At 71.3% G+C, this 19,889-nt stretch carries 19 protein-coding genes and 1 tRNA gene; 9 read left to right on the top strand and 11 right to left on the bottom strand.

Going from position 1 to position 19,889, the window contains the following annotated elements; genetic code table 11:
• Positions 1-197: 197 nt before the first annotated feature.
• Both AB0J97_RS34500 and AB0J97_RS34495 read right to left on the bottom strand, forming a co-directional pair.
• Positions 198-500: a hypothetical protein gene (locus AB0J97_RS34500; protein WP_364096573.1), complete on the bottom strand. Its 303-nt coding sequence runs from the start codon at positions 498-500 to the stop codon at positions 198-200.
• Positions 501-698: 198 nt separating this feature from the next.
• Positions 699-1,508, bottom strand: a complete 810-nt coding sequence (locus AB0J97_RS34495) for a helix-turn-helix transcriptional regulator (RefSeq protein ID WP_364096570.1) — start codon at positions 1,506-1,508, stop codon at positions 699-701.
• Between the two features lie 78 nt (positions 1,509-1,586).
• On the opposite strand from AB0J97_RS34495, the gene AB0J97_RS34490 reads away from it, so the two are divergent.
• Positions 1,587-1,976 carry a nuclear transport factor 2 family protein gene (locus AB0J97_RS34490; RefSeq protein WP_364096567.1) on the top strand — a complete coding sequence of 130 codons (390 nt, stop codon included), beginning with the start codon at positions 1,587-1,589 and terminating at the stop codon, positions 1,974-1,976.
• A gap of 38 nt (positions 1,977-2,014) precedes the next feature.
• Here AB0J97_RS34490 and AB0J97_RS34485 read toward each other — a convergent pair whose 3' ends face one another.
• The 6 genes from AB0J97_RS34485 to AB0J97_RS34460 form a co-directional block, all read right to left on the bottom strand.
• Complete coding sequence (locus AB0J97_RS34485) at positions 2,015-2,647, bottom strand: SDR family oxidoreductase (RefSeq protein WP_364096586.1); 633 nt, start codon at positions 2,645-2,647, stop codon at positions 2,015-2,017.
• Between the two features lie 102 nt (positions 2,648-2,749).
• A complete protein-coding gene (locus AB0J97_RS34480; RefSeq protein ID WP_364096564.1) occupies positions 2,750-4,801 on the bottom strand; it encodes an iron ABC transporter permease in 2,052 nt (683 codons plus the stop codon).
• Positions 4,798-5,778 carry an iron-siderophore ABC transporter substrate-binding protein gene (locus tag AB0J97_RS34475; protein ID WP_364096561.1) on the bottom strand — a complete coding sequence of 327 codons (981 nt, stop codon included), beginning with the start codon at positions 5,776-5,778 and terminating at the stop codon, positions 4,798-4,800. The genes AB0J97_RS34480 and AB0J97_RS34475 overlap by 4 nt, the downstream gene beginning before the upstream one ends.
• An 8-nt stretch (positions 5,779-5,786) precedes the next feature.
• Positions 5,787-6,617 carry an ABC transporter ATP-binding protein gene (locus tag AB0J97_RS34470; RefSeq protein ID WP_357703164.1) on the bottom strand — a complete coding sequence of 277 codons (831 nt, stop codon included), beginning with the start codon at positions 6,615-6,617 and terminating at the stop codon, positions 5,787-5,789.
• 7 nt (positions 6,618-6,624) lie between these two features.
• The gene (locus tag AB0J97_RS34465) at positions 6,625-7,518 is read right to left on the bottom strand and encodes a siderophore-interacting protein (RefSeq protein WP_364096558.1); all 894 of its coding nucleotides are present in this window, start codon (positions 7,516-7,518) and stop codon (positions 6,625-6,627) included.
• A 91-nt stretch (positions 7,519-7,609) separates the two neighbouring features.
• Positions 7,610-8,533, bottom strand: coding sequence for an aminoglycoside phosphotransferase family protein (locus tag AB0J97_RS34460; RefSeq protein ID WP_364096555.1), 924 nt, complete (start codon positions 8,531-8,533; stop codon positions 7,610-7,612).
• A 78-nt stretch (positions 8,534-8,611) separates the two neighbouring features.
• Here AB0J97_RS34460 and AB0J97_RS34455 point away from each other — a divergent pair, with 78 nt between their 5' ends.
• Entirely contained in the window at positions 8,612-9,577 is a 966-nt protein-coding gene (locus AB0J97_RS34455) for a DUF2332 domain-containing protein (RefSeq protein ID WP_364096552.1), read from the top strand.
• 22 nt (positions 9,578-9,599) lie between these two features.
• On the opposite strand, the gene AB0J97_RS34450 is transcribed toward AB0J97_RS34455, so the two are convergent.
• Positions 9,600-10,787 (bottom strand): MFS transporter, encoded by a 1,188-nt coding sequence (locus AB0J97_RS34450; RefSeq protein ID WP_364096549.1) that lies wholly within the window; start codon positions 10,785-10,787, stop codon positions 9,600-9,602.
• A 104-nt stretch (positions 10,788-10,891) separates the two neighbouring features.
• Here AB0J97_RS34450 and AB0J97_RS34445 point away from each other — a divergent pair, with 104 nt between their 5' ends.
• The 3 genes from AB0J97_RS34445 to AB0J97_RS34435 all read left to right on the top strand — a co-directional run bounded on the left by AB0J97_RS34445 (position 10,892) and on the right by AB0J97_RS34435 (position 14,074).
• Positions 10,892-11,221, top strand: a complete 330-nt coding sequence (locus AB0J97_RS34445) for a helix-turn-helix domain-containing protein (RefSeq protein ID WP_364096546.1) — start codon at positions 10,892-10,894, stop codon at positions 11,219-11,221.
• Between the two features lie 85 nt (positions 11,222-11,306).
• Positions 11,307-12,779 (top strand): Ig-like domain-containing protein, encoded by a 1,473-nt coding sequence (locus tag AB0J97_RS34440; RefSeq protein ID WP_364096543.1) that lies wholly within the window; start codon positions 11,307-11,309, stop codon positions 12,777-12,779.
• Between the two features lie 653 nt (positions 12,780-13,432).
• A complete protein-coding gene (locus AB0J97_RS34435; protein ID WP_364096540.1) occupies positions 13,433-14,074 on the top strand; it encodes a hypothetical protein in 642 nt (213 codons plus the stop codon).
• A 48-nt stretch (positions 14,075-14,122) separates the two neighbouring features.
• On the opposite strand, the gene AB0J97_RS34430 is transcribed toward AB0J97_RS34435, so the two are convergent.
• Complete coding sequence (locus AB0J97_RS34430) at positions 14,123-15,613, bottom strand: PLP-dependent aminotransferase family protein (protein ID WP_364096537.1); 1,491 nt, start codon at positions 15,611-15,613, stop codon at positions 14,123-14,125.
• Positions 15,614-15,683: 70 nt separating this feature from the next.
• Here AB0J97_RS34430 and AB0J97_RS34425 point away from each other — a divergent pair, with 70 nt between their 5' ends.
• The 3 genes from AB0J97_RS34425 (at position 15,684) to AB0J97_RS34415 (ending at position 18,807) form a co-directional block, all read left to right on the top strand.
• Complete coding sequence (locus AB0J97_RS34425) at positions 15,684-16,136, top strand: carboxymuconolactone decarboxylase family protein (RefSeq protein ID WP_364096534.1); 453 nt, start codon at positions 15,684-15,686, stop codon at positions 16,134-16,136.
• Between the two features lie 111 nt (positions 16,137-16,247).
• Complete coding sequence (locus tag AB0J97_RS34420) at positions 16,248-17,444, top strand: MFS transporter (RefSeq protein WP_364096531.1); 1,197 nt, start codon at positions 16,248-16,250, stop codon at positions 17,442-17,444.
• Between the two features lie 871 nt (positions 17,445-18,315).
• Positions 18,316-18,807, top strand: a complete 492-nt coding sequence (locus tag AB0J97_RS34415) for a tyrosine-type recombinase/integrase (RefSeq protein ID WP_364096528.1) — start codon at positions 18,316-18,318, stop codon at positions 18,805-18,807.
• A gap of 102 nt (positions 18,808-18,909) precedes the next feature.
• Here the strand turns inward: AB0J97_RS34415 and AB0J97_RS34410 are convergent.
• Positions 18,910-18,981 (bottom strand) — tRNA-Val (locus AB0J97_RS34410).
• A gap of 450 nt (positions 18,982-19,431) precedes the next feature.
• On the opposite strand from AB0J97_RS34410, the gene AB0J97_RS34405 reads away from it, so the two are divergent.
• The gene (locus tag AB0J97_RS34405) at positions 19,432-19,848 is read left to right on the top strand and encodes an SsgA family sporulation/cell division regulator (protein ID WP_020547189.1); all 417 of its coding nucleotides are present in this window, start codon (positions 19,432-19,434) and stop codon (positions 19,846-19,848) included.
• Positions 19,849-19,889: the final 41 nt, after the last annotated feature.

The following is a 19,889-nucleotide window of genomic DNA, read 5'->3' as shown; positions in this document are numbered from 1 at the left end:
TCCGGCCGTGACGCCTCCGCCGAGGCACACGTCCGCGCCGTACACCCCCGCCCCCGCCGCCCCGCCCGGGAGTCGCCCCTGAGGGGCCCGGCCCCCCCCCCCCGCGCCGGCCAGTCCCTTAGGTGCGCTCGGGGCTCCCACCACCCCCCCCCCCCATCGCCCCCCCTGGCCGTCGGCTGGAGAACGGCCCGCGCCCCCTAGACCGTCGTCGCGATCCAGCCGACGGTCTCGACGGCGTGGTAGCCGTCGCTCTTGACGGTGCCGGTCACCAGGACCTCGTTGAAGCGGATCTTGAAGCCCTGGTGGGTGACGTCGGCGATCCTGAGGCCCGGCGTGTACGGGCCGTTGAACGTCTGGACGGCGGGGATGACGACGACCTGGGCCCCCTGCGGGAAGGGGGTGGGGAAGGTGACCCGGGTGAAGGTGGAGGTGTTGCCGCCGGTCTCCTCAACCGGGTGCTGGGAGTCGAGCTGGAGGATGCCCGTCTGGATCATGCTCATGCGAGGTCTCCCTGGTTGCGGAACGGATTCTCACCGAGAGTATTCGGAGCGTCACGTTGAGCGCCACGGAGGATTCCGTTTCCCACGGGCACCGGAAGCAGACCTCAACAACACTGGACAGATCGTGTCGGCAACGGCGGCCTTGGTGAGCGGGGTGGGCGTGACTGCCGTCACGATGACGGCCCCTGCGGTCGACGGTCACTCCCCCGCCAGTACGTCCGCCCCGAATTTCGTGAAATAGGCGGCGGTCTCGGCGTCGGCCGGGTAGTACGACTCGATCGAGATCTCGTCCAGGGTGATGTCCATCGGGGTGCCGAACGTGGTGGTGGTCGAGAACAGCCGCAGTTCGACGTCGCCGAACCGGAAGATCATCGCAACGGTGACCTCGGACCCGATCGACCGGCCCGGCTCCTCGAAGCCCCGCGCGGGCTGTTCCTCGGGACCCGGCGCGAGCAGTTCCTCGTAGATCGCGTGGAGTTCGGCGTCGGGCGCGACGGCGAGCTGGCGGGAGATCCGGGCCCGGAGCACCGCGCGCACCTCGGGCAGGTTGACGATCCGGGGAGCGAGCCCGCGGCCCTCCAGCCCGAGCCGCAGGATGTTGATCGGCGGACGCAGCAGGTCGGGCGCGACGTCCACGAGGAACGCGTCGATGGCGCGGTTGGCCATCACGATGTTCCACCGGCGGTCGAGGACCACCGCCGGGTACGGCTCGTGGGCGCGCAGCACCCGAGCGATCGCGTCCCCGGCCGTCACCAGCGCGTCCCCGGTGAGCGGACGTTCGGCGTACCGGGGGGCGAAACCGGCGGCCAGCAGCAGCCGGTTGCGTTCGCGCAGCGGAATGTCGAGCTGGTCGGCGAGCCGCAGGATCATGTCGGCGCTCGGGTTGGACTTGCCGGTCTCCACCAGGCTCACGTGACGGGCCGAGACGTCGGCGGCGATCGCGAGATCGAGTTGGCTGAGCCTCCGGCGGTGCCGCCAGTGCCGCAACATTTCCCCGACAGTGCGCATGGCCGTCGAGATTACTCGCCGCCCGCCATGAAATCCCTTTTCATCGACATCCTCCGCAGGGCTGGAAACACTGTTTCCATGACGACCGACAACAAGGCCATCGTTCAGCGCGCGCTCACGGAACTGCTCGGAACGGGCGACGTCAACGCGCTCGCGCCGCTGCTCCACGACGACTTCCTCCATCACCGGCCCGATGCGGAGAACTCGACCAAGGCGGAATGGCTGGACGCCGTCCGTTCCGCGCTCACCCCGCTGGCCGGCATGCGCGTGGAGATCGACCACGTGCTGGCCGACGGCGACCACGTCGTGATGCACTCACGCCGGTGGGCGCCCGACGGCGGGCCGGAGATCGTGGTCGTCGACATCTGGCGCCTGGACGGCGGCCTCATCGCCGAGGCGTGGGAGATCATCGAACCGGTCTCCCAGGCCGCCGCCAACCTGACATGGTGGGCCCCGACCAGCCCCTGAGCGCGCACGCCGCGTCCTCTCACCGGGGCACGGCGGCGTCAACTGCTGGGTGGGAGCATGTCCTGGCGCCCTTGTGCGGCAGGGGAGCGAATCGTCATGCCGCCGTCGACGACGAGGAGCTGGCCCGTCATGTACCGCGATTCGTCGGAGGCGAGGAAGACCATGGTGTGGCCGATGTCCTCCGGGTCGCCCAGGTAAGGCAGGGCGTTCACTCGTTCGAGGCTCTCGACGACCTCCTCAGGGAGATTGCCCAGCAGAGCAGGGGTGACCACCGCGCCCGGCGCCACGGCGTTGCAGCGGACGCGCTGCGGGCCGTACTGCACGGCGATCGACTTCGTGATGTTGATGACGGCGGCCTTCACCGCGCCGTAGGCGATCTGGAGGACGTCTCCCACCAGACCGGCCACCGAGGCGGTGTTGACGACCGAGCCGCCGCCACCTTTGATCAGGTGCGGAAGTGCGTGCCGGGTGCCCAGGAGCGTGCTTCGTAGGGGCCGGTTGGGGGCCTTCGCGTCCGGTGAGGACGTGGCGCGTGGTGAGGGCGTCCCCGACGAAGACGGCGTCGGCGAGCGGGGCGTGCACCGCCACGCTGCCCGCAGCAGCCACCCGGCCCTGTCGATTACATGCCATGTTTGCTGCTGTCGCTCATGCGGGCCACCGTCGGGGAGCACCCAGGACACCGGCAGTCCGGCGATCCGGCCACGGCGCCCCCTGGCGCACCTCGCCGGACCGGGTGCGCCAGGCGGTTCAGCCGCACCCCTTTACAACGTAGATCACGTAGCGGAAGCGGCGCGCGAGCGCCAGAGCAGCCACACGAAGTACGGCGTGCCGAGCAGCGCGGTGACCAGCCCGGCCGGCACCTGGGCGGGTGCGATGACGGTACGGCCCAGCGTGTCGGCCAGGCTCACCAGCACCGCCCCGAGCACCGCCGCGGCGGGCAGGAGCCGGACGTGCCTGCCGCCGACGAGCGCGCGGGCGGCGTGCGGGGCGACGAGCCCGACGAACCCCACCACGCCGACGACCGAGACCGCGGTGGAGGTGAGGAGCACGGCGCCGCCCAGCGCCAGCAGCCGCACGGGTTCGAGCGGCACGCCGAGCACCCGGGGCGTGTCCTCGTCCAGCGCGAGCAGGTCGAGGTCGCGCCGCAGCCACAGAGCCAGTGGCAGGAAGAGCGCGAGCGCCACGGCGACCGGCAGGAGCTGGGCGGGGACCCGTCCGTAGGTGGAACCGGAGAGCCACGTGAGCGCCTTGGCGGTGTTCCACGGGTCGGACCTGACGATGATCAGCACAGTGACCGCGTTGAACAGCGCGTGCGCGCCGATGCCCATGAGCACGAGCCGGTCGGAGCTGAGCCCGCCGCGCCAGGCCAGCAGGTAGACCAGGGCGAAGGCGGCGAGCGCGCCGAGCCCGGCGGCGCCGGACACCGCGGCGATCCCGGCCATGGGCACGAGGGTGAGCGTCGCGACCGCCGCCGCGCCGGCGCCCGCGGTGATGCCGAGCACGCCCGGTTCTGCCAGCGGGTTGCGGGAGACGGCCTGGAAGGCCGCGCCGGAGACGGCGAGCGCCGCACCGGCCAGGACCGCCGCGGCGACGCGGGGCCAGCGCTGATCGAGCACGTACGTCAGCGCCTTGCCGGTCCTGCCCTGCAGCCAGTTGGCGACGTCGCCGAGCAGCAGCCAGGTGTCGCCGCCGAGCAGGCCCAGCACGACGGCGCCGGCCAGCAGCGCCGTACCGGACAGGAGGATCACCGCGAAGGCGGCGCGGCCGGGGTCAGCGGTGCGGACGGTCGGCGGCTGCCTGGTCGGGCCGGCGTCGCGGTGCCGGCGGGCCAGCCACAGGAGCACGCCCGCGCCCAGCATCGCGGTCACCACGCCCGGCGGCACGTCCACCCCGGCCCGGGCGCCGAGCACGAAGCGCAGCGCGAGGTCGGAGGCGAGCAGGATGACCACGCCGGCCAGCGCCGAGAGCGGCACCAGGGCGCGGTGCCGGCTCAGCTCGGGCAGCCGCCGGGCCGGCAGGCGGACGATGACCGGCGCGCACAGGCCGACGAAGCCGACGGGCCCGGCGACGGTGACCGCGGCGGCCGAGAGCAGGACGGCGAGCACGATGACGGTCAGCCGCAGCCGCCGGACGTTGACGCCCAGCACCGTCGCGGTGTCGTCGCCCAGGCCGAGGATGTCGAGGCGGGAGCCGAGGGCGACGGCCGCCCCGATCGCCGGCACGACGACCAGGGCCATCTGGGTGACGCCGCCGAGGTCGCTCTGGACGAGCGAGCCGCTGCCCCAGGCGAACAGGCCGGTGTTCTCCTCCTGGAAGAGGATCATGAGCAGGGTGGTCACCGACTGCAGGGCCAGCGCGGTCGCGGAGCCGGCGAGGATCAGCCGGGTGGTGCCGGTTCTGCCGCCCGCCGACAGGGCGAGCACCAGGGCGGCGGCGGCCAGGCCGCCGAGGAAGGACAGGCCGCCGGACAGGAAGGCCGGCAGGCTCAGGCCGAAGGTGGCGGCCAGCACGACCGCCAGGTAGGCGCCGTTGCTGACGGCGAGGGTGTCGGGCGAGGCCAGCGGGTTGCGGGCGACCGACTGCAGCAGCGCGCCCGCCGCGCCGAGCGCGACGCCGACGCTGACCGCCGCCAGCAGACGCGGCAGCCGGGAGGCGACCAGCACGTTCATCGCCTGGTCGTCGAGGGCGAACAGGTCGGTGTCGGAGGTGCCCTGCGTCAGGTGCAGCGCGGCGAGGGCGGCGATGACGGCCAGGGTCACGAGGAAGGCCCCCGCGACGCCGAGCCTGCGCAGCGGCGTCGTGGGGGCCTCGACTGCGGTGATCACCCGGTGTAGGCCTTCACCAGGGCGTCGGCGTACTGCCGGCACGACAGGGGGCCGCCGAAGGTCCAGATGCCGTCGGGGAGTTTGGTGACGCGGTTCTGCTTGACGAAGCTCAGCGACTTCCACAGGGCGTTGCCGGCCAGGTCGGCGAAGACGTCGGCGCCGTCGGAGGCGTTGTAGAAGAAGCGCAGGTTCTCGTCCTTGACGGCGGTCATGCCCTCGATGTCGGTGCTGCCGAGGCCCCACTGCTCGTCGACCTCGCCGGTCCAGGCGTTGGCCAGGCCGAGCCGCTCGGCCACGTCGGAGACCAGCGAGCCCTTGCCGAACGGGCGGATGGAGATCTTGCTGCCGTCCTTCCAGCCGTCGGCCATCATGAACTTCTGCCCGGCCGAGCCGGAGGCGGCGATCTTGGCCTTGCCCTCGGCCATCGCGGCGTCGAAGTCGGCCATCACCTTGGTCGCCTGCTCCGTCCGGCCGACGGCGGTGGCGAGCAGGGTGAGGTCGTCGCGCATGCGGGTGAGGTTCGCGGCGGCGTCGCTGCCCTTGGCGACGATGACCGGGGCGATCTTCTCCAACTGGCCGATGAGCCCGGAGTCGTCGGACTCCATGACGACGAGGTCCGGCCGGAGGGCGGCGATGGAGTCGACGCTGGGCTCCTGGCGGGTGCCGACGTCCTTGACGGAGGCGTCGAGCGGGGCCGCGGTGACCCAGGTGCCGTACCCCTTGACGTCGGCCGCGCCGACCGGCTGGACCCCGAGCGCGACCAGCATCTCGACCTCGCCCCATTCCAGGCCGACGACGCGGGTCGCGGGCCGGTCGAGGGTGACCTGCTTGCCGCGGGCGTCGGTCACGGTGACCGGAGCGGCGGCACCGGCCGACGGCTCCTGAGCCGCAGGGGTCGCGGGAGCCACGGGAGCCTCGGTGGTGCCGCAGGCGGTCAGCAGCAGCATGGCGGCCATGACCGCCGGGAGGGAACGCATGGGATCTTTCAGCCTTTCATCGCCAGATGGCGGCCCAGCGGCCTGGTGCGGACCAGTCCGGTGAGGGAATCGATCGTGGCCTCGACGCGGATGCCGTAGGCCTCGGTGAGCAGGTCCTCGGTGAGCACCTCGTGCGGCGCGCCGTCGGCGCGGACCCGGCCGCCCTGGAGGAGCACGACCCGGTCCGCGATCTCGGCGGCCTGGTTGAGGTCGTGCAGGACGACGCCGACGGCCACGCCGTGCCGGTCGGCGAGGTCGCGCACGAGTTCGAGCAGTTCGACCTGGTAGCGCAGGTCGAGGAAGGTGGTGGGCTCGTCGAGCAGGAGCACGCCGGCGTCCTGGGCGAGGCAGGTGGCCAGCCACACGCGCTGCATCTCGCCGCCGGACAGCTCGTCGACGGGGCGTCCCGCCATGGCGCTGACGCCGGTCAGCTCCATGGCGTGCTCGATCGCCGCCGGTCCGCCGGGGTCGCCCGCGCGCCAGCGGCCGCGGTGGGGGTGGCGGCCGTAGCCGACGACGTCCTTGACGCGTACGCCGGTCGGGGTGGGACGGCTCTGCGCCAGCAGCGTCACCCGGCGGGCGAAGTCGCGGGCGGACAGGGCCAGGGCGTCGGCGCCGCCGGCCAGCCGTACCTCGCCGGAGTCGGGGCGGTGCAGCCGGGCCAGGGCGCGCAGCAGGGTGGACTTGCCGCTGCCGTTCGGGCCGACCAGGGCGGTGACGGCGCCGGTGGCCAGGCTGATGCAGGCGTCGTCGACGACGGGGCGGCCCGCGTAGCCGAGGCACAGGCCGGTGCCGGTGAGCGCGTGGTCGGAGCGGCCCGGGAGCAAGAGGTCGGTCACGGCGGGCTCACGCGTCCTCGGAGCGGCCCTGGCGCCAGTAGCCCATGAAGGCCACGGCCTTGCGGTCCATGCCGCGTTCGGAGACGAGGTGGCGGCGCAGGCGCTTGATCACGGCCGCCTCGCCGGCCAGCCAGGCGTAGCAGGGGCTGTCGCCGTCCTCAGGGACCTCCCAGAGGATCTCGGTGTCGACGTCGACCTCCTCGGGCTCGACGCCTGCCGCGCCCGCGGGCAGGAGCCTGGCGGCGGCCTCCACGACGGCGGGTTCCAGGCGGGCGCCCCAGGGGGCGTCGCCGCGGGCGAGCCAGGTGACCTTCACGCCCGACCCGGTGACGACCGGCAGGACGTCCTCCTCGTGCGGCACCTCCAGCAGGGCCTCGCCGGTGACGTGGGCGGGCAGGCGTTCCAGGATGCCGACGATCGCCGGGACGGCGGTCTCGTCCCCGGCGAGCAGCACGTTGCCGAAACCGGCGGGCGGCCGGAACTCCAGGCCGCCGTGGAAGCCGTCGTGGAGGCCGTTCGGGCCGAAAAGAGCCGCCTGGGAGCCGGGTTCGGCGGCGGCGATCCAGCGGGCGGCCGGTCCGGCGGGCCCGGCGCAGTCGTCGTGCAGGACGACGTCGATGTCGACCTCGGCGGCCTCGGGCCGGACCGCGCGGACGGTGTAGGTGCGCAGCGGGTTGCGCTCGTCGCCCTGGGCGTACCACTGCCTGAACCAGTCGGCGCCGCGTGGGAAGCGTGTCACGCCCGCGCCGGGGATCGGCAGGACCAGCTTGATGCGCTGGTCGTACCCGTTGTCGGCGAACTCGTGCAGATCATCCCCTGTGAAGGTCACGCGGAGAAACGACGGGCTCAGCCGCCGCAGGCCTCGAACCTGGACATCGAAGGCACGAAAAGGGTCAACCACCACAGGCTCCTTACTTAGGTTAGGCTAACCTATATTGAATTCCCCGATCGGGGAACCAGGAGCTCCGGCGGCGGCGTGATCCGGCGGGCCGTCAGGACAGATCGGTCCAAGGAGCGGGTGGAGCCGAGGCGAAGAAGCGGAGCAGGCCGAGGAGCCGGCTGGCCGGAGGGGCGGTCCAGTGGCGTTCGCCCGGACGCGGGACGGGATCCTTCAGGCGTCCCAGCGCCCAGGTGAGGTGGCACCACAACACGCGGGCTTCCCAGGTCGTCGAGCTTTCCTGGCCGGTTTCCCGTCGATAGCCGTCGAGCATGGCCGGGACGTCGGTGAGGGGCATCTTGGCGAAGTCGGCAGCGGGGTCGGCCCATTCGGCGTCGCCCCAATCCACGATCCCGTTGAGCTGGGCCGTCTCCGGGGCGACGAGCAGGTTCTGGGGCGCGATGTCGCCGTGGATCAGGACCGTCGGCGCGCTCGTGGGGAGATGTGTTGAAAGCCGGTCGAGCCATCCGCTGAGCCAGCGGGCGGTCTCGGCGTCGATCCAGCCGTCCTTGGCGAGGCCGTCGGTGAGCGCCCAGGGGTCCGCGGCGCCGTCGTCCGCGGGGACGCCGGCAAGGGCCGGTGCGGTGTCCGGCGTGAGCCGATGCAGTCTGCCCAGCTCGCGCCCGACCTGCCGGTGGAGACGTTCGGTGTCCGCGTCGGACAGTTCAAGGCGCGCGAGATCCATTCCCCGCGTCCGGGTGAGCACCATGTACGGGACGTCCACCACCGAGCAGGTGTCGTCGAAGGCGACGATCTCCGGAGTCCGCACACCGGCGCGCAGGGCGTACGGGATGACCGCGGCCTCCTTGACCAGGTCCGGAAGGAACTGCTCGGCCCGTGGGACGCGCAGGACCAGGTCGTCCCCGAGAAGGAAGACCTGGTTGGCCACCCCCTGCGGGAGGGGCCGTACGTGCTCGGCGGTGGTCCCGAGCAGGCCGGCGATGGCGGCCAGGGTCGCGTCACTGGTCTCGTATCCCATGATCGATCATGCTGGCACGGACGGTCAGGAGCTGTGAGTCCTGCCCGCCCCAGGGAGAGGTGGATCATCGTGCACGGGATGGCCGAAACGACCACGGCGGAGCGGTACCGGACGTTCGGGGAGATGGAGGCACGGGGTCACTCCCCCAGCTACGAGCGGCTGTGCGCCGGCGTCGCCGCCGACCCCGAACTCCTGGCCCTGGCCGATACGCTGCCCGCGGCCAAGCGGCAACCCAACCTCCTGTTCGGCGCGGTCCGCTTCCTCGGCGGCCCGGTGCATGATTTCGGGGCGTTCCGCGCCTGGGTGCTCGACCATTGGACGGAGGTCAGCACCGCGATGCCGGCCCGCAGCACCCAGACCAACGAGCCGGGCCGGTGTGCGACGCTGCTGCCGCTGCTGGCACGCCTGCCGCAGCCGCTGGCGTTGATCGAGGTCGGCGCCTCGGCCGGGCTGTGCCTGTACCCGGACCGGTACGCCTACCGCTTCGACGACCGGCCCGTCCTGGGTCCGGCCGGCCCGGTCGTCCTGACCTGCCGGACCAGCGGAGCGGTGCCGGTCCCGCAGCAGGTGCCGTCGGTGGTGTGGCGGGCCGGGATCGACCTGAACCCCCTCGACGTCGCCGATGCCGACCAGTTGCGCTGGCTGGAGGCGCTGGTCTGGCCGGAGCAGCAAGATCGGCTGGTACGGCTGCGCGCCGCGGCGCGGATCGCGCGCGCCGAACCGCCCCACCTCGTCCGGGGTGATCTGAACGCCGGCATCGCCGACCTGGCCGGGCAGGCCCCGCCGGACGCCACGCTGGTCGTGTTCCACAGCGCGGTGCTGGCCTACCTGCCGCAGGACGAACGCGATCGGTTCGTCCGGACGATGCGCGGCCTGCCCGCCCGGTGGATCTCCAACGAGGCGCCCGGCGTACTGCCCGGCGTGGCCGCTCGGCTCCCCCGGAGCCCGTCGTCCGACCGTGGCGCGTTCGTCCTGGCCCTGGACGAGGAGCCGGTCGCCTTCACCGGACCGCACGGCCAGTTCCTGGACTGGTTGCCGGAATGACACCCTTGCGGCGGCGGAGGCGTCACGCCTCGGCCTTCTCCGGGGCGGAGGGAGCCGGCCGAGGCGCCGCGGACGCGCGGCGGCGGGCGGTCGTCAGATGGTGGAGCAGCGCCAGGGTCGTGACACCGGCGGCCGGCAGCCCCAGCGCGGCGGGCACGACGGCGAACCACTCCTGGACCAGCCCGCCCAGTCCGCCACCGAGAGCGATCCCGAGGTAGATGGCCGAGGAGTTGAGGCCGAGCAGAACCGGCGCCGCGGCCGGGCTGAGCGCGATGAGCCGGTGCTGTTGCGGAACGACGACAACGCCCAGGGCCGCGCCCCAGACCGCGGCCCACACCAGGGTGGACGCCAGCGTGGCGGTCGCCACCGAAGTGAGCGCGAGGGCGACGGCGGCGACGACGAGGGGACCGGTCAGCACGTGCGCGGGGTCGTGCCGGTCGACCAGCCGTCCGGCGACGATGTTCCCGGCCAGGACGCCGACCCCCCAGGCCAGCAGCACGGCGGCGAGCAGCGGTCCGGAGCCGCCGGTCGCCTCCTGAAGCGCCGGGCCGATGTAGGTGTAGAGGGTGTAGGCGCCGAGGAAGACCAGCGTGGTGACGGCCAGCAGCGCGAGGACCCGGCCCTGCCCGAGCGGGCGCAGCCGGTCGCCCAGCGAGGCCGCGGGGAGCGTCACCTTGGGCAGGCCGGCGGCGATCCCGAGGGCCGCGACGAGGCCGATCCCGGCGACCGCCCACAGGGTGAGGTGCCAGTCGGTACGGCCGATCAGCGTACCGAGAGGAAGGCCCAGCGCCGTGGCCGACGTGAGGCCGCCCAGCACGAAGGCCAGGGCCCTGCCTCGGCGTTCCGGGGCCGCGATGGCCCCGGCGGTGCTGGAGGCGGCGGAGTTGATCATGCCGGCCCCGACCGCGGTGACGACACGGGCGATCATCACCACGTCGTAACCGGTGCCCAGGGCGGTGGCGGCGTTGCCGGCCACGAAGACGCCCAACGCGATCAGCAGCGCGGTCCGCCTGTCCAGCCCACTGGTGAGCGTGCCCATGACGGGCGCGGACAGGGCCATCACCAGGGCGAACACCGTCACCAACTGCCCCGCGGCGGGGGTCGAGACCCGCAGGTCGGCGGCTATGGCCGGGAGCAGGCCCGCGATGACGTAGCTGTCGGTGCCGACGGCGAAGGTCGCCAGGGCCAGGGGAAGCAGTCGTTTCAACACCGGGTGGTGCCGCCTTTCCAGAGGAACCTCGGAAGCAACGAGGGGAACCTTAGGCAATATATGGATGCTTGTCCATGTATCCATATATTGGTAGCGTGGCGGCCATGCGTGAGGTGTCACAACCGGCGACCGAGGCCATCCGACTGGTGGAGGTGCTGCGCGCCCTGGCCGATCCGGTACGGCTCGACCTCGTCGTGCGGCTCGACCGGATGGGCGAGGACTTCTGCAACGCGATCGGCGCCGAGATCGACGTGCACCAGACGACGCTGTCGCACCACTACCGGGTGCTGCGCGAGGCCGGCGTCACCTGGACGAAGGTGCAGGGCCGGTCCCGGCTGGTCCGGCTGCGCCGGGAGGATCTCGACGCGCTGTTCCCCGGCCTGCTCGACTCCGTACTGGGCGCACAGCGCCGAACCCGCGACACCACGTCCTGAACCGCTTGAGGTGAGCAAGGAACCCCTTGCGCCTTTGTGCGATCACAGATAGTTATTTGCCAACTACTCAAAGTAAGGATGGCAAGTGACCCCCACATCGCGTCCCCGACGCCGCCTCGCCTCCCGCGTCAAGATCATGGCGACGGCGACCATCACCGGAGCCCTCCTGCTCCCCCTGTTCGCCGCGACCTCCCCGGCGCAGGCCGCCGCCGCGCCGCGCCGAGTCGTCCACCAGGCCGCCGGTCCCTGCGTCCGGCACGGCCAGGCCAACTACCCCGTCGAGTACTACTGGAAGAACGCGCTCGGCTGGCGGCTCGGCAGCGGGACCATCTCGGTCACCACCTCGCCCAGTCTGTGGGGCGGCCAGATCGCACCGGGCAGCACCTTCACCCTCACCCTGCGGCACCAGACCGCGCAGTGGCCGGCCCTGGTCCGCACCTACACCACCATGTGGGACGTGTCGTCCCTGCTGGCCAGCGCCACCGTCGTGGGATCGGTCAGCAACGGCACCCTCAGCGGCAACACCCTGAGCGTCCAATCGCCGGGCACCAAGACCGACCCGGGTCCGACCGTGATCACCTTCCGCGTCAACCCCGGCACCGTCGGACGCAGCATGACCATCCGGCCGAGCGGCATCAGCAGCGTCATCGCCTTCCCCGGCCAGCTCGGCAACAACACCGCGGCCCCGCCCATCCAGATCGTCAGCGGGAACTCCATCTCGCCCACCAACGCCGCCGACGACACCGCCTCCACCACCGACAACACGCCCGTCACCGTGCCCGTCCTGGCCAACGACACCGGGACGGCCCCGGCGATCAGCGCCGTCACCCAGCCCGCCTACGGCAAGGTGACCATCTCGGGGGACAAGGTGATCTACACCCCGGACAAGGACCGCGCCGGCACCGACACCTTCACGTACACCATCGAGACCGCCTGCGGCACCAGCACCGCCACGGTCACCGTCACCGTCGAGTGCACCCGCGAGCCCATCAACCTGGTCAACGGCAGCTTCGAGACGCCCGCCGTCGCCCGCTACGACTGGGACATCCCCGACGCCTCCACCAACCCCGCCGTCGGCTGGCACACCACCGCCTCCGACCGGAAGCTGGAGTTCTGGAACAGCGCCAGCGGCGTCCCGGCCGCCGACGGCCGGCAGTTCGCCGAACTGAACGCCAACGAGGCCTCCACCCTCTACCAGGACGTCCCCACCGTCCCCGGCACCGTGATGACCTGGTCGCTCTACCACCGCGGCCGCCTGGGCACCGACGTCATGCAGGTGCTCATCGGCGCCCCGACCGCCACCACCCCCCAGAACCCGGACGGGGCCGCCTCCCCCGACATCTCCGACGACAACAACGCCTGGGGCCACCACACCGGCACCTACGTCGTCCCCGCCGGGCAGACCGTCACCCGATTCGCCTTCGAGTCGGTCTCGGCGGCAGGCGGAAGGCCGACGTTCGGCAACTTCCTGGACGGCGTCGTCTTCCAGACCCCGTCCTGCCTCCCCATGAACGGCGACGCCGCCTCAAGGAACGCCACCAAGGCACACCGGCGGTAGGGCTCAGGCCCACCCCTCTGTCCCGAGCCGCGACAGAGGGGTGGGCCCGCGTGGGCGCCACCCCCTGCCGGTGGTGGCCGGATGAGGCCACGTGAGGGCGATGTTTACGGCGTAGGGGGCGTCGGTAACGGAAATGCGGTGTCCGGGGCGTTCGCTTTCGGTCCAACCTGACCGTTTGTGATCGTTGCCAGCTTCTCCGTGTTCTCCCAGCGTCCCCGAGGTGGGCCCGCCGGGCCCGGTGCAGTTCGTACGGAAGAAGCCGACAGGATTCACGGCGATCATTCCGGGGCGGCAGGATCCGTGGGAAGCGCTGTTCCTCCACGACGGCCGGGTCGCGAAGATCAACCTGGAGAAGCTGATCTCGGAAGAGCGGCTGCTGGACGCCTACCCGAACAAGCTGGCCGGGATACCTGAGCCGTTCGTCACCCAGACCGACGCGGCGTTCGAGGTCCGGGGCGCGGCGGGCGTCCAGCGCACGATCTTCGTCGACGAGGACCAGTGCCTGGACTGGGAGTGGGGCGTCGGGGCCAGGTACAAGGGGCCGATCATCGATCTGCCGGACTCCGGCCGACATATCCCGGAAGGGTTCCGCAGCGACCTCGACGCCGTCATGGGCCTGCCGGACGGCGGCACCATGCTGTTCAAGGAAGCCAGTGCGCGATCGTCCAGTGGGGGCCCAGGGCGGCTGCACCTACAAGGGCACCCTGGCCGACATGCCCAGATGGAGCTGGGGGAACGCGCCCTCGGACATGCGCGGCGACTTCGACCACGCCGTGCTGATCAACTCACCGGACCAGCTGCAGGACGAGACCTTGTTCATCAAGGGCGACAAGGCGATGATCTTCCACTGGTCCCTCGGTCCCAGGATCGTCGGCACCTGGGCCCAGGTGCCGTCCGGGCTCGACTCCCCGCCTGACGTGTACAAGAAGCCCGTGCGGCCCGGGGAACTGACTGTCCAGCCCACGAAGCCACCGCAGAAGACACCGCAGCCCCCCGCCAAGAGCTCCCTCGCCACCGCCACGCCCACCGTGGCCAAGGGGGCGCCCCTGACGGTGCGCTACTCCACCCCGGCGAACACTGTCAGCGGCAAGAACCGGGTCGGCGTCTACCCCGACAACAACGGCGCGACCATCGCGAAGGAGGAGTCCTTCGTCTGGACGTACACGCCCGACGCCAGCGGCAGCGCCGCCCTGGACACCGGCAAGGTGCCCGGACCGGGCTCCTACGCGGCCTGGTACTTCCACGACGACGGCTACACCATCCTGGCCGGCCCGGTCATCTTCACCGTGACCTGAGCCGGTTACGGCGCGGGGACCCGGCCGAGCAGTCACCGGGTCCCCGCGTCATGTGCTTTCCGGCGTCCTCACCGCCCCGGCTCCCGTCGATCCGGCCCCGGGCACGCCGACCTCTGCCCCCATGGACCGGAACGGCCGTTCTTCGTCGACCTCGGTGTCACCGGGGTCGGGCAGGGCCAGGCACAGGGCGTCCAGCGCGGCGGCGAACGCGTGCTCAGCCGGTGTGCCGTACCCGATGACCAGGCCGTCGCGGGCCGGCATGGCGCTGTCCGGATGCCGGTAGGGACCCAGGCCGTCCAGGGCGAGGCCGAGACGGCGGGCGGCGCGCAGGGTGGCCTCCTCCGTACCGGCGGGAAGGTCGAGCACGGCGTGCAGGCCCGCGGCGATGCCGCTGACGGTGATGTGCGGGGCGCGCTCGGCGAGCGTGGCCGTGAGCAGGCTCCGGCGGCGCCGGTAGATCGCGCGCATACGGCGCAGCTGGCGGTCGTAGGCACCGCCGGCGATGAAGTCGGCCAGGGTGAGCTGGTCGGTGACGCCCGACCAGAACTCGCGCGCGCCCTTGGCGGCGAGCACGTCGTCCACCAGCCGGGTGGGCAGCGCCATCCAGCCGAGCCGCAGCGAGGGAGACAGGCTCTTGCTGGTCGAGCCGAAGTAGACGACCCGGTCGGGGTCGAGCCCCTGCACGGCGCCGACCGGTTCGCGGTCGTAGCGGAACTCGCCGTCGTAGTCGTCCTCCAGCACCAGGCCGCCCGTGGCGCGGGCCCAGTCGATGACCGCGGCCCGCCGCCGCGGGTGCAGCGCGCCTCCGGTGGGGTACTGGTGCGCCGGCGTCAGCAGGACCGCTCGCGCGTCCGTGGCGGGAAGGTCCTCGATCCGGGCGCCGTGGGCGTCCACGGTGAGCGGGACGGTGCTCAGCCCCGCCTCGGTCAGCAGAGAGCGGTGGAAGGCGAGGCCGTAGGACTCGACGGCGATCGGGCCGCGCAGCACCTGGCACACCAGCCGCAACCCGTGCGCGTAGCCCGAGCAGATCACGATGTGCCGCGCCGTGGTGCGCACACCTCTGGTGCGCGCCAGATAGTCCACCAGCGCCTGACGCACTTCGAGCCGGCCGCGGGGATCGCCGACGCCGAAGGCGTCGCTGGGCGCGGCGGTCAGCGCCCGACGGGCCGCGGCGGCCCAGGCCGAGCGGGGGAAGGCGGCCGCGTCGGGGGAACTGGGCATCAGGTCGTGGACGATCCGCGGGCGGGACGGACGCGCGGGAGCCCGCCACAGGTCCGGCTCCAGAGGCGCGGCGCGGTGCGCGACCTCGGTGCCCGAGCCCTGACGTGCGGTGAGCCAGCCTTCCTCGACGAGCTCGGCGTAGGCGGCGGCCACCGTGTTGCGGGCGATGCCCAGGTCGAGGGCGAGGGCGCGGTAGGGCGGCAACCGGGTGCCGGGGGCCAGCCGTCCCGAGCCGACGGCCTCGCGCAGGGCCCGCATCAGCCGCACGCGCGCGCCGCCGCTGCCGGTGAGCTCCAGATGCAGGTCGCTGCCGCTCACGAATTGGCCCAGAAAGGCGTCACGGGAATGCACCATACCGTGGGCCGATCACGCTCCTAGCGTGGTGGCCATGACGAACGTCGCCATCGCCGAACGAATGAACCTGTCGCGTGTCGCCCCCAAGGTCTTCAAGGCCGTGCTGGCCCTGGACGCCGTGGCCCGCGAAGGGCTGGACCCGGTGCTGGTCGAGCTGGTGCAGATCCGCGCCTCGCAGATCAACCGGTGCGCGTACTGCATCGACTACCACACCGGCGACGCCCGCCGGGCGGGTGAGAGCGAGGCGCGGATCTACCAGCTCAGCGCCTGGCAGGAGGCCGGCCTCTACACCGCGAAGGAGCGCGCCGCCCTGGCGCTGACGGAGGCGGTGACCCTCCTGCCGCAAGGGGTCGAGGACGAGGTGTACGACGAGGCCGCGCGGCACTTCGACGACAAGGAACTGGCCCACCTCATCGCGCTGATCTTCACGGTCAACGCCTGGAACCGCATGAACGTGACCACGCGCAAGACCCCCGGCACCGAGTAGCCCCACCGCTTCCCCGCTTCTCCGCTTCTCTGCTTCTCCGCTTCCGGGCGGTGGCCGCCGCCCGCGTGGCCGCCGTTCGCGCCTTGACCACGCCTGGAAAGGCCCCCACCCATGACCACCATCGGCGCCAGGCCGTCGGACGCGGCCCAGGGTCCCGGCCCGTCACCCGTCCGGGGCTGGTTCGCGATCCTCGCCGTCACGCTGGGCATCTTCGCCCTGATGACGTCCGAGCTGCTGCCCGTCGGACTGCTCACCCCCATCGGCACCGCCCTCGACCTGTCCGAGGGCACCACCGCGCTCATGGTCACCGTGCCCGGACTCGTCGCCGCCGTCGCGGCGCCACTGGTCACCGTGGCCACCGCCCGGATCGACCGCCGCCTGGTGCTGGCCCTGCTGATCGGCATCGTGGGCGCGGCCAACCTCGCCTCAGCCTTCGCCACCAGCTTCGCCGTCGTCCTGCTGGCCCGCTTCCTGATCGGCATCAGCGTCGGCGGCTTCTGGTCCCTGGCCGGCGGCATCGCCCTGCGCCTGGTGCCCGAACGCCACGTCGCCCGCGCCACCGCGGTCGTCTTCGGCGGCGTCGAAACCGCGTCCGTGCTCGGCGTGCCCGCCGGCACCCTGGCCGGTGACCTCGCCGGCTGGCGCGCCGCGTTCGCCGCCGTCGGCGTGCTCGGCCTGATCTCGCTGGCCTGCATGGTCATCGTGATGCCGAAGGTGGCGCCGGAGCGCACCATGACGTTCGCGGACCTGCCGCGCGTGCTGCGCACCCACCGTGCCGTACGCACCGGCATCGCCATGACCTTCCTGGCCATCACCGGGCACTTCACCGCCTACACCTTCCTGCGGCCCATCCTCCAGGACGACGGCGTCGCCGACGGCATGATCAGTGTGCTGCTGCTCGTCTTCGGCGTCGCCGGCATCTGCGGCAACTTCCTCGCCGGCGCCCTGGTCACCACGCGCCTGCGCCAGACCGTGTGCGGCATCGGCCTGCTGCTCACCGCCGCCATGGCCGCCGTCGCGATCGGCAGCCACGACGTCCGGTCCGCGGCCGCGATCCTGGTCGTCTGGGGGCTGGCGTACGGCGCCGTCCCGGTCACCTTCCAGACCTGGATACTCAACGCCGCCCCCACCGCCACCGAGGCCGCGTCCTCCCTGTACGTCTCGACGTTCAACCTGTCCATCGCCCTCGGCGCCTTCGCGGGCGGCCTGGCGGTCGATGCCGCCGGCCCGGCGAGCGTCCTGTGGATCGGCGCCACCCTGACCCTCCTGGTACCACCACTCATCCTGGCCACACACCGCCGCCCATGACGGCCCGCGCAGCAAGCCGTCGAGGCATCACCAGATTCCCAAGAGCGCCCAGTCTTCGGCGAGAAGCCGACAGGTCGAGCAGCCGAACGGGACGGCTCCCGTCAACCCTCGGACATGACAGAAGGGGCTTCGGATGATCACTGGGATCGAACCAGTAACCCCTTCGGTGTAAAGGAACGCAGGCCAGTCTGAACACGTCGATGTGAGTCGATCGGGGCGCCTCTCACCTGGCAGAACGTCTATGGAAGACGCAGCAAGTCTGCTGGAATCGAAGGGCGATGGCTCCCCAAATTGGCTCCCGCAGCTCCTCTCCGTTATGGATGGATAGTCCCTACGTTCACTCCCACCGTTGATGATCTGGAACCGCACGATTCTCGGCTGCCAGCGGGATGGACCGATCGGCGTTCTCTCACACATATCGTCGTCCGGCCGGTCCCTCCATGTGCACTGCGTCGCCGACCGACATTCCTTCAGGAACTCCCTGCCAAGCTCAGACGGACGACCCCGCCCTGCGGAGCCGACATCCACCTGTCTTGCGAATGCCTCTGCGGAACGGGGCGATCCCCCGCGCGTGCGGGGCCGACCCGCGGGCGGTGTAGCCGGTGCCGACGATCTCGGGGCGACCCCCGCGTCCGCGAGGCCGACGGCGCCACATCGAGACGGGGCACACGGTAGAGGGGAACATCCCGCGCGGGGATGTTCCTTGGCTCGACCTCGAAGGCATGGACTGGGAAAGGTCAGCCCCGCGGACGCGGGGATGTTCCCTACGCCTACGCCGTGACGGACGTGACCGCAGCGTCGGCCCTGCGGACGCGGGGATATTCCGCGCCTGCCCAAGGCGAAGATCGACGGCGACTCGTTGGCCCCGCGAATGAGCCTCAAGCAGTGGCGGCCAGTCACCGAGGCAGGGTTCAAGCACAAGAAGTTCGCCATCTACGTCTGGCGGACCGTCCGGGAAGGAGGAGACACCAAGACCCGCAAGTCACGCCGCACGCTGGAGCTGCCGAAGCTGGCGGCCCAGGCGCTCAGACAGCACCACACCCGCCAAGCCGCCCAGAAGCTCAAGGCCGGCGAGGCATGGGAGGACCACGATCTGGTGTTCTGCACGAACGTCGGCACCCCGCTCGACGTGTCGAACGTGCGGCGCACCTTCCGCAGGATCACCAGGCAGGCCGGGCTCGGAACGACATGGAGCCCACGAGAGTTGCGTCACTCGTTCGTCTCGATCATGAGCGTTCAGGGCGTACCGATCGAGACGATCGCGGAGCTCGTCGGACACGCGGGCACCAGCGTCACCGAGGCGGTCCACCGCCACCAGCTCCGACCGCTGATCACCATCTTCGGTGAGAAGCCGACGGGTTGAGCATCCGAGTGGGATGGCTCCCCGATTGGCTCCCGTCAACCCCAGACATGAGAGAAGGGGCTTCGGATGATCTCCGAAACCCCTCCACCTGCACCTTACGAGTGGGCGATACTGGGATCGAACCAGTGACCTCTTCGGTGTGAACGAAGCGCTCTCCCGCTGAGCTAATCGCCCGCCCTGTCGGCGCCTTGCGGTGCTGACGGGGAAAACCATACCGCACTCTGGGGGTGCTGGCGAAACGGAGCATCCGAGGGCGATCTTCGGGAGCTCCGGGTAGGAGGGATTCGAGCGAAAGGCGGCGGTTGCCCACCGGCATGGTGGGTCGGTGTCATACCATCGACGTGTGCCGTAAGGCACCGATCGCGATCTTTTCGGTAGAAACGTTCTTGGTCGGGCCCGTCGGGGCAGGCTCTACAACAGCAAAACCCTCGCAAATACGACCCGATTGATGCCGTTTAGCCAGGTAGATGCCTAAATGTCCAGCTGTGATGTGCGTTACAGAAGGCCCTTGAGGCGGAATCTTTCCTACAGGTTTCTTCGTTCCGCGTCATAGCTCAGGACGAAGTCCGTCAGAGCAGTGAAAGCCCCGAAGAGGGGACCTACGACGAAAAGGTTTGGCTGACGATGAACAGCACCACCGTCTCCGCCGAGCTTGGCCTTCGGCTAGTGGTCCCCGACCGTACTACCGTCCCCCTGCTCGCCGGACTGAGCTACACAGCCGACGATCCGTATGCCATCCGCATGGCCTTCCACGTAGGGAACGACGAGCCGGTCGAGTGGATCTTTGCTCGTGAACTGCTGACCGTAGGCATCGTGCGGCGGGTCGGCGACGGCGACGTGCAGGTTTGGCCCGCACGCGCCGATGGCGAGCGCACCCTGCACATCAGCCTCACCTCGCCGTTCGGGCAGGCGCTCTTCGAAGTGCCGCTGGCCCCCCTCACGGAGTTCCTCCACCGGACGTACGAGAAGGTGCCCGCGGGGCGCGAGACCGACTTCATGGACCTGGACGCCGAGCTCACCAACATGCTCTGGCCGTCCTGAACCGTTGCACCCGAGGCCCCGGCGTCCACCCCGACGCCGGG

The organism is Nonomuraea sp. NPDC049607 (assembly GCF_040675375.1).
Taxonomy (GTDB): Bacteria; Actinomycetota; Actinomycetes; order Streptosporangiales; family Streptosporangiaceae; genus Nonomuraea.
This window is presented reverse-complemented; position numbering and strand designations above follow the sequence as displayed.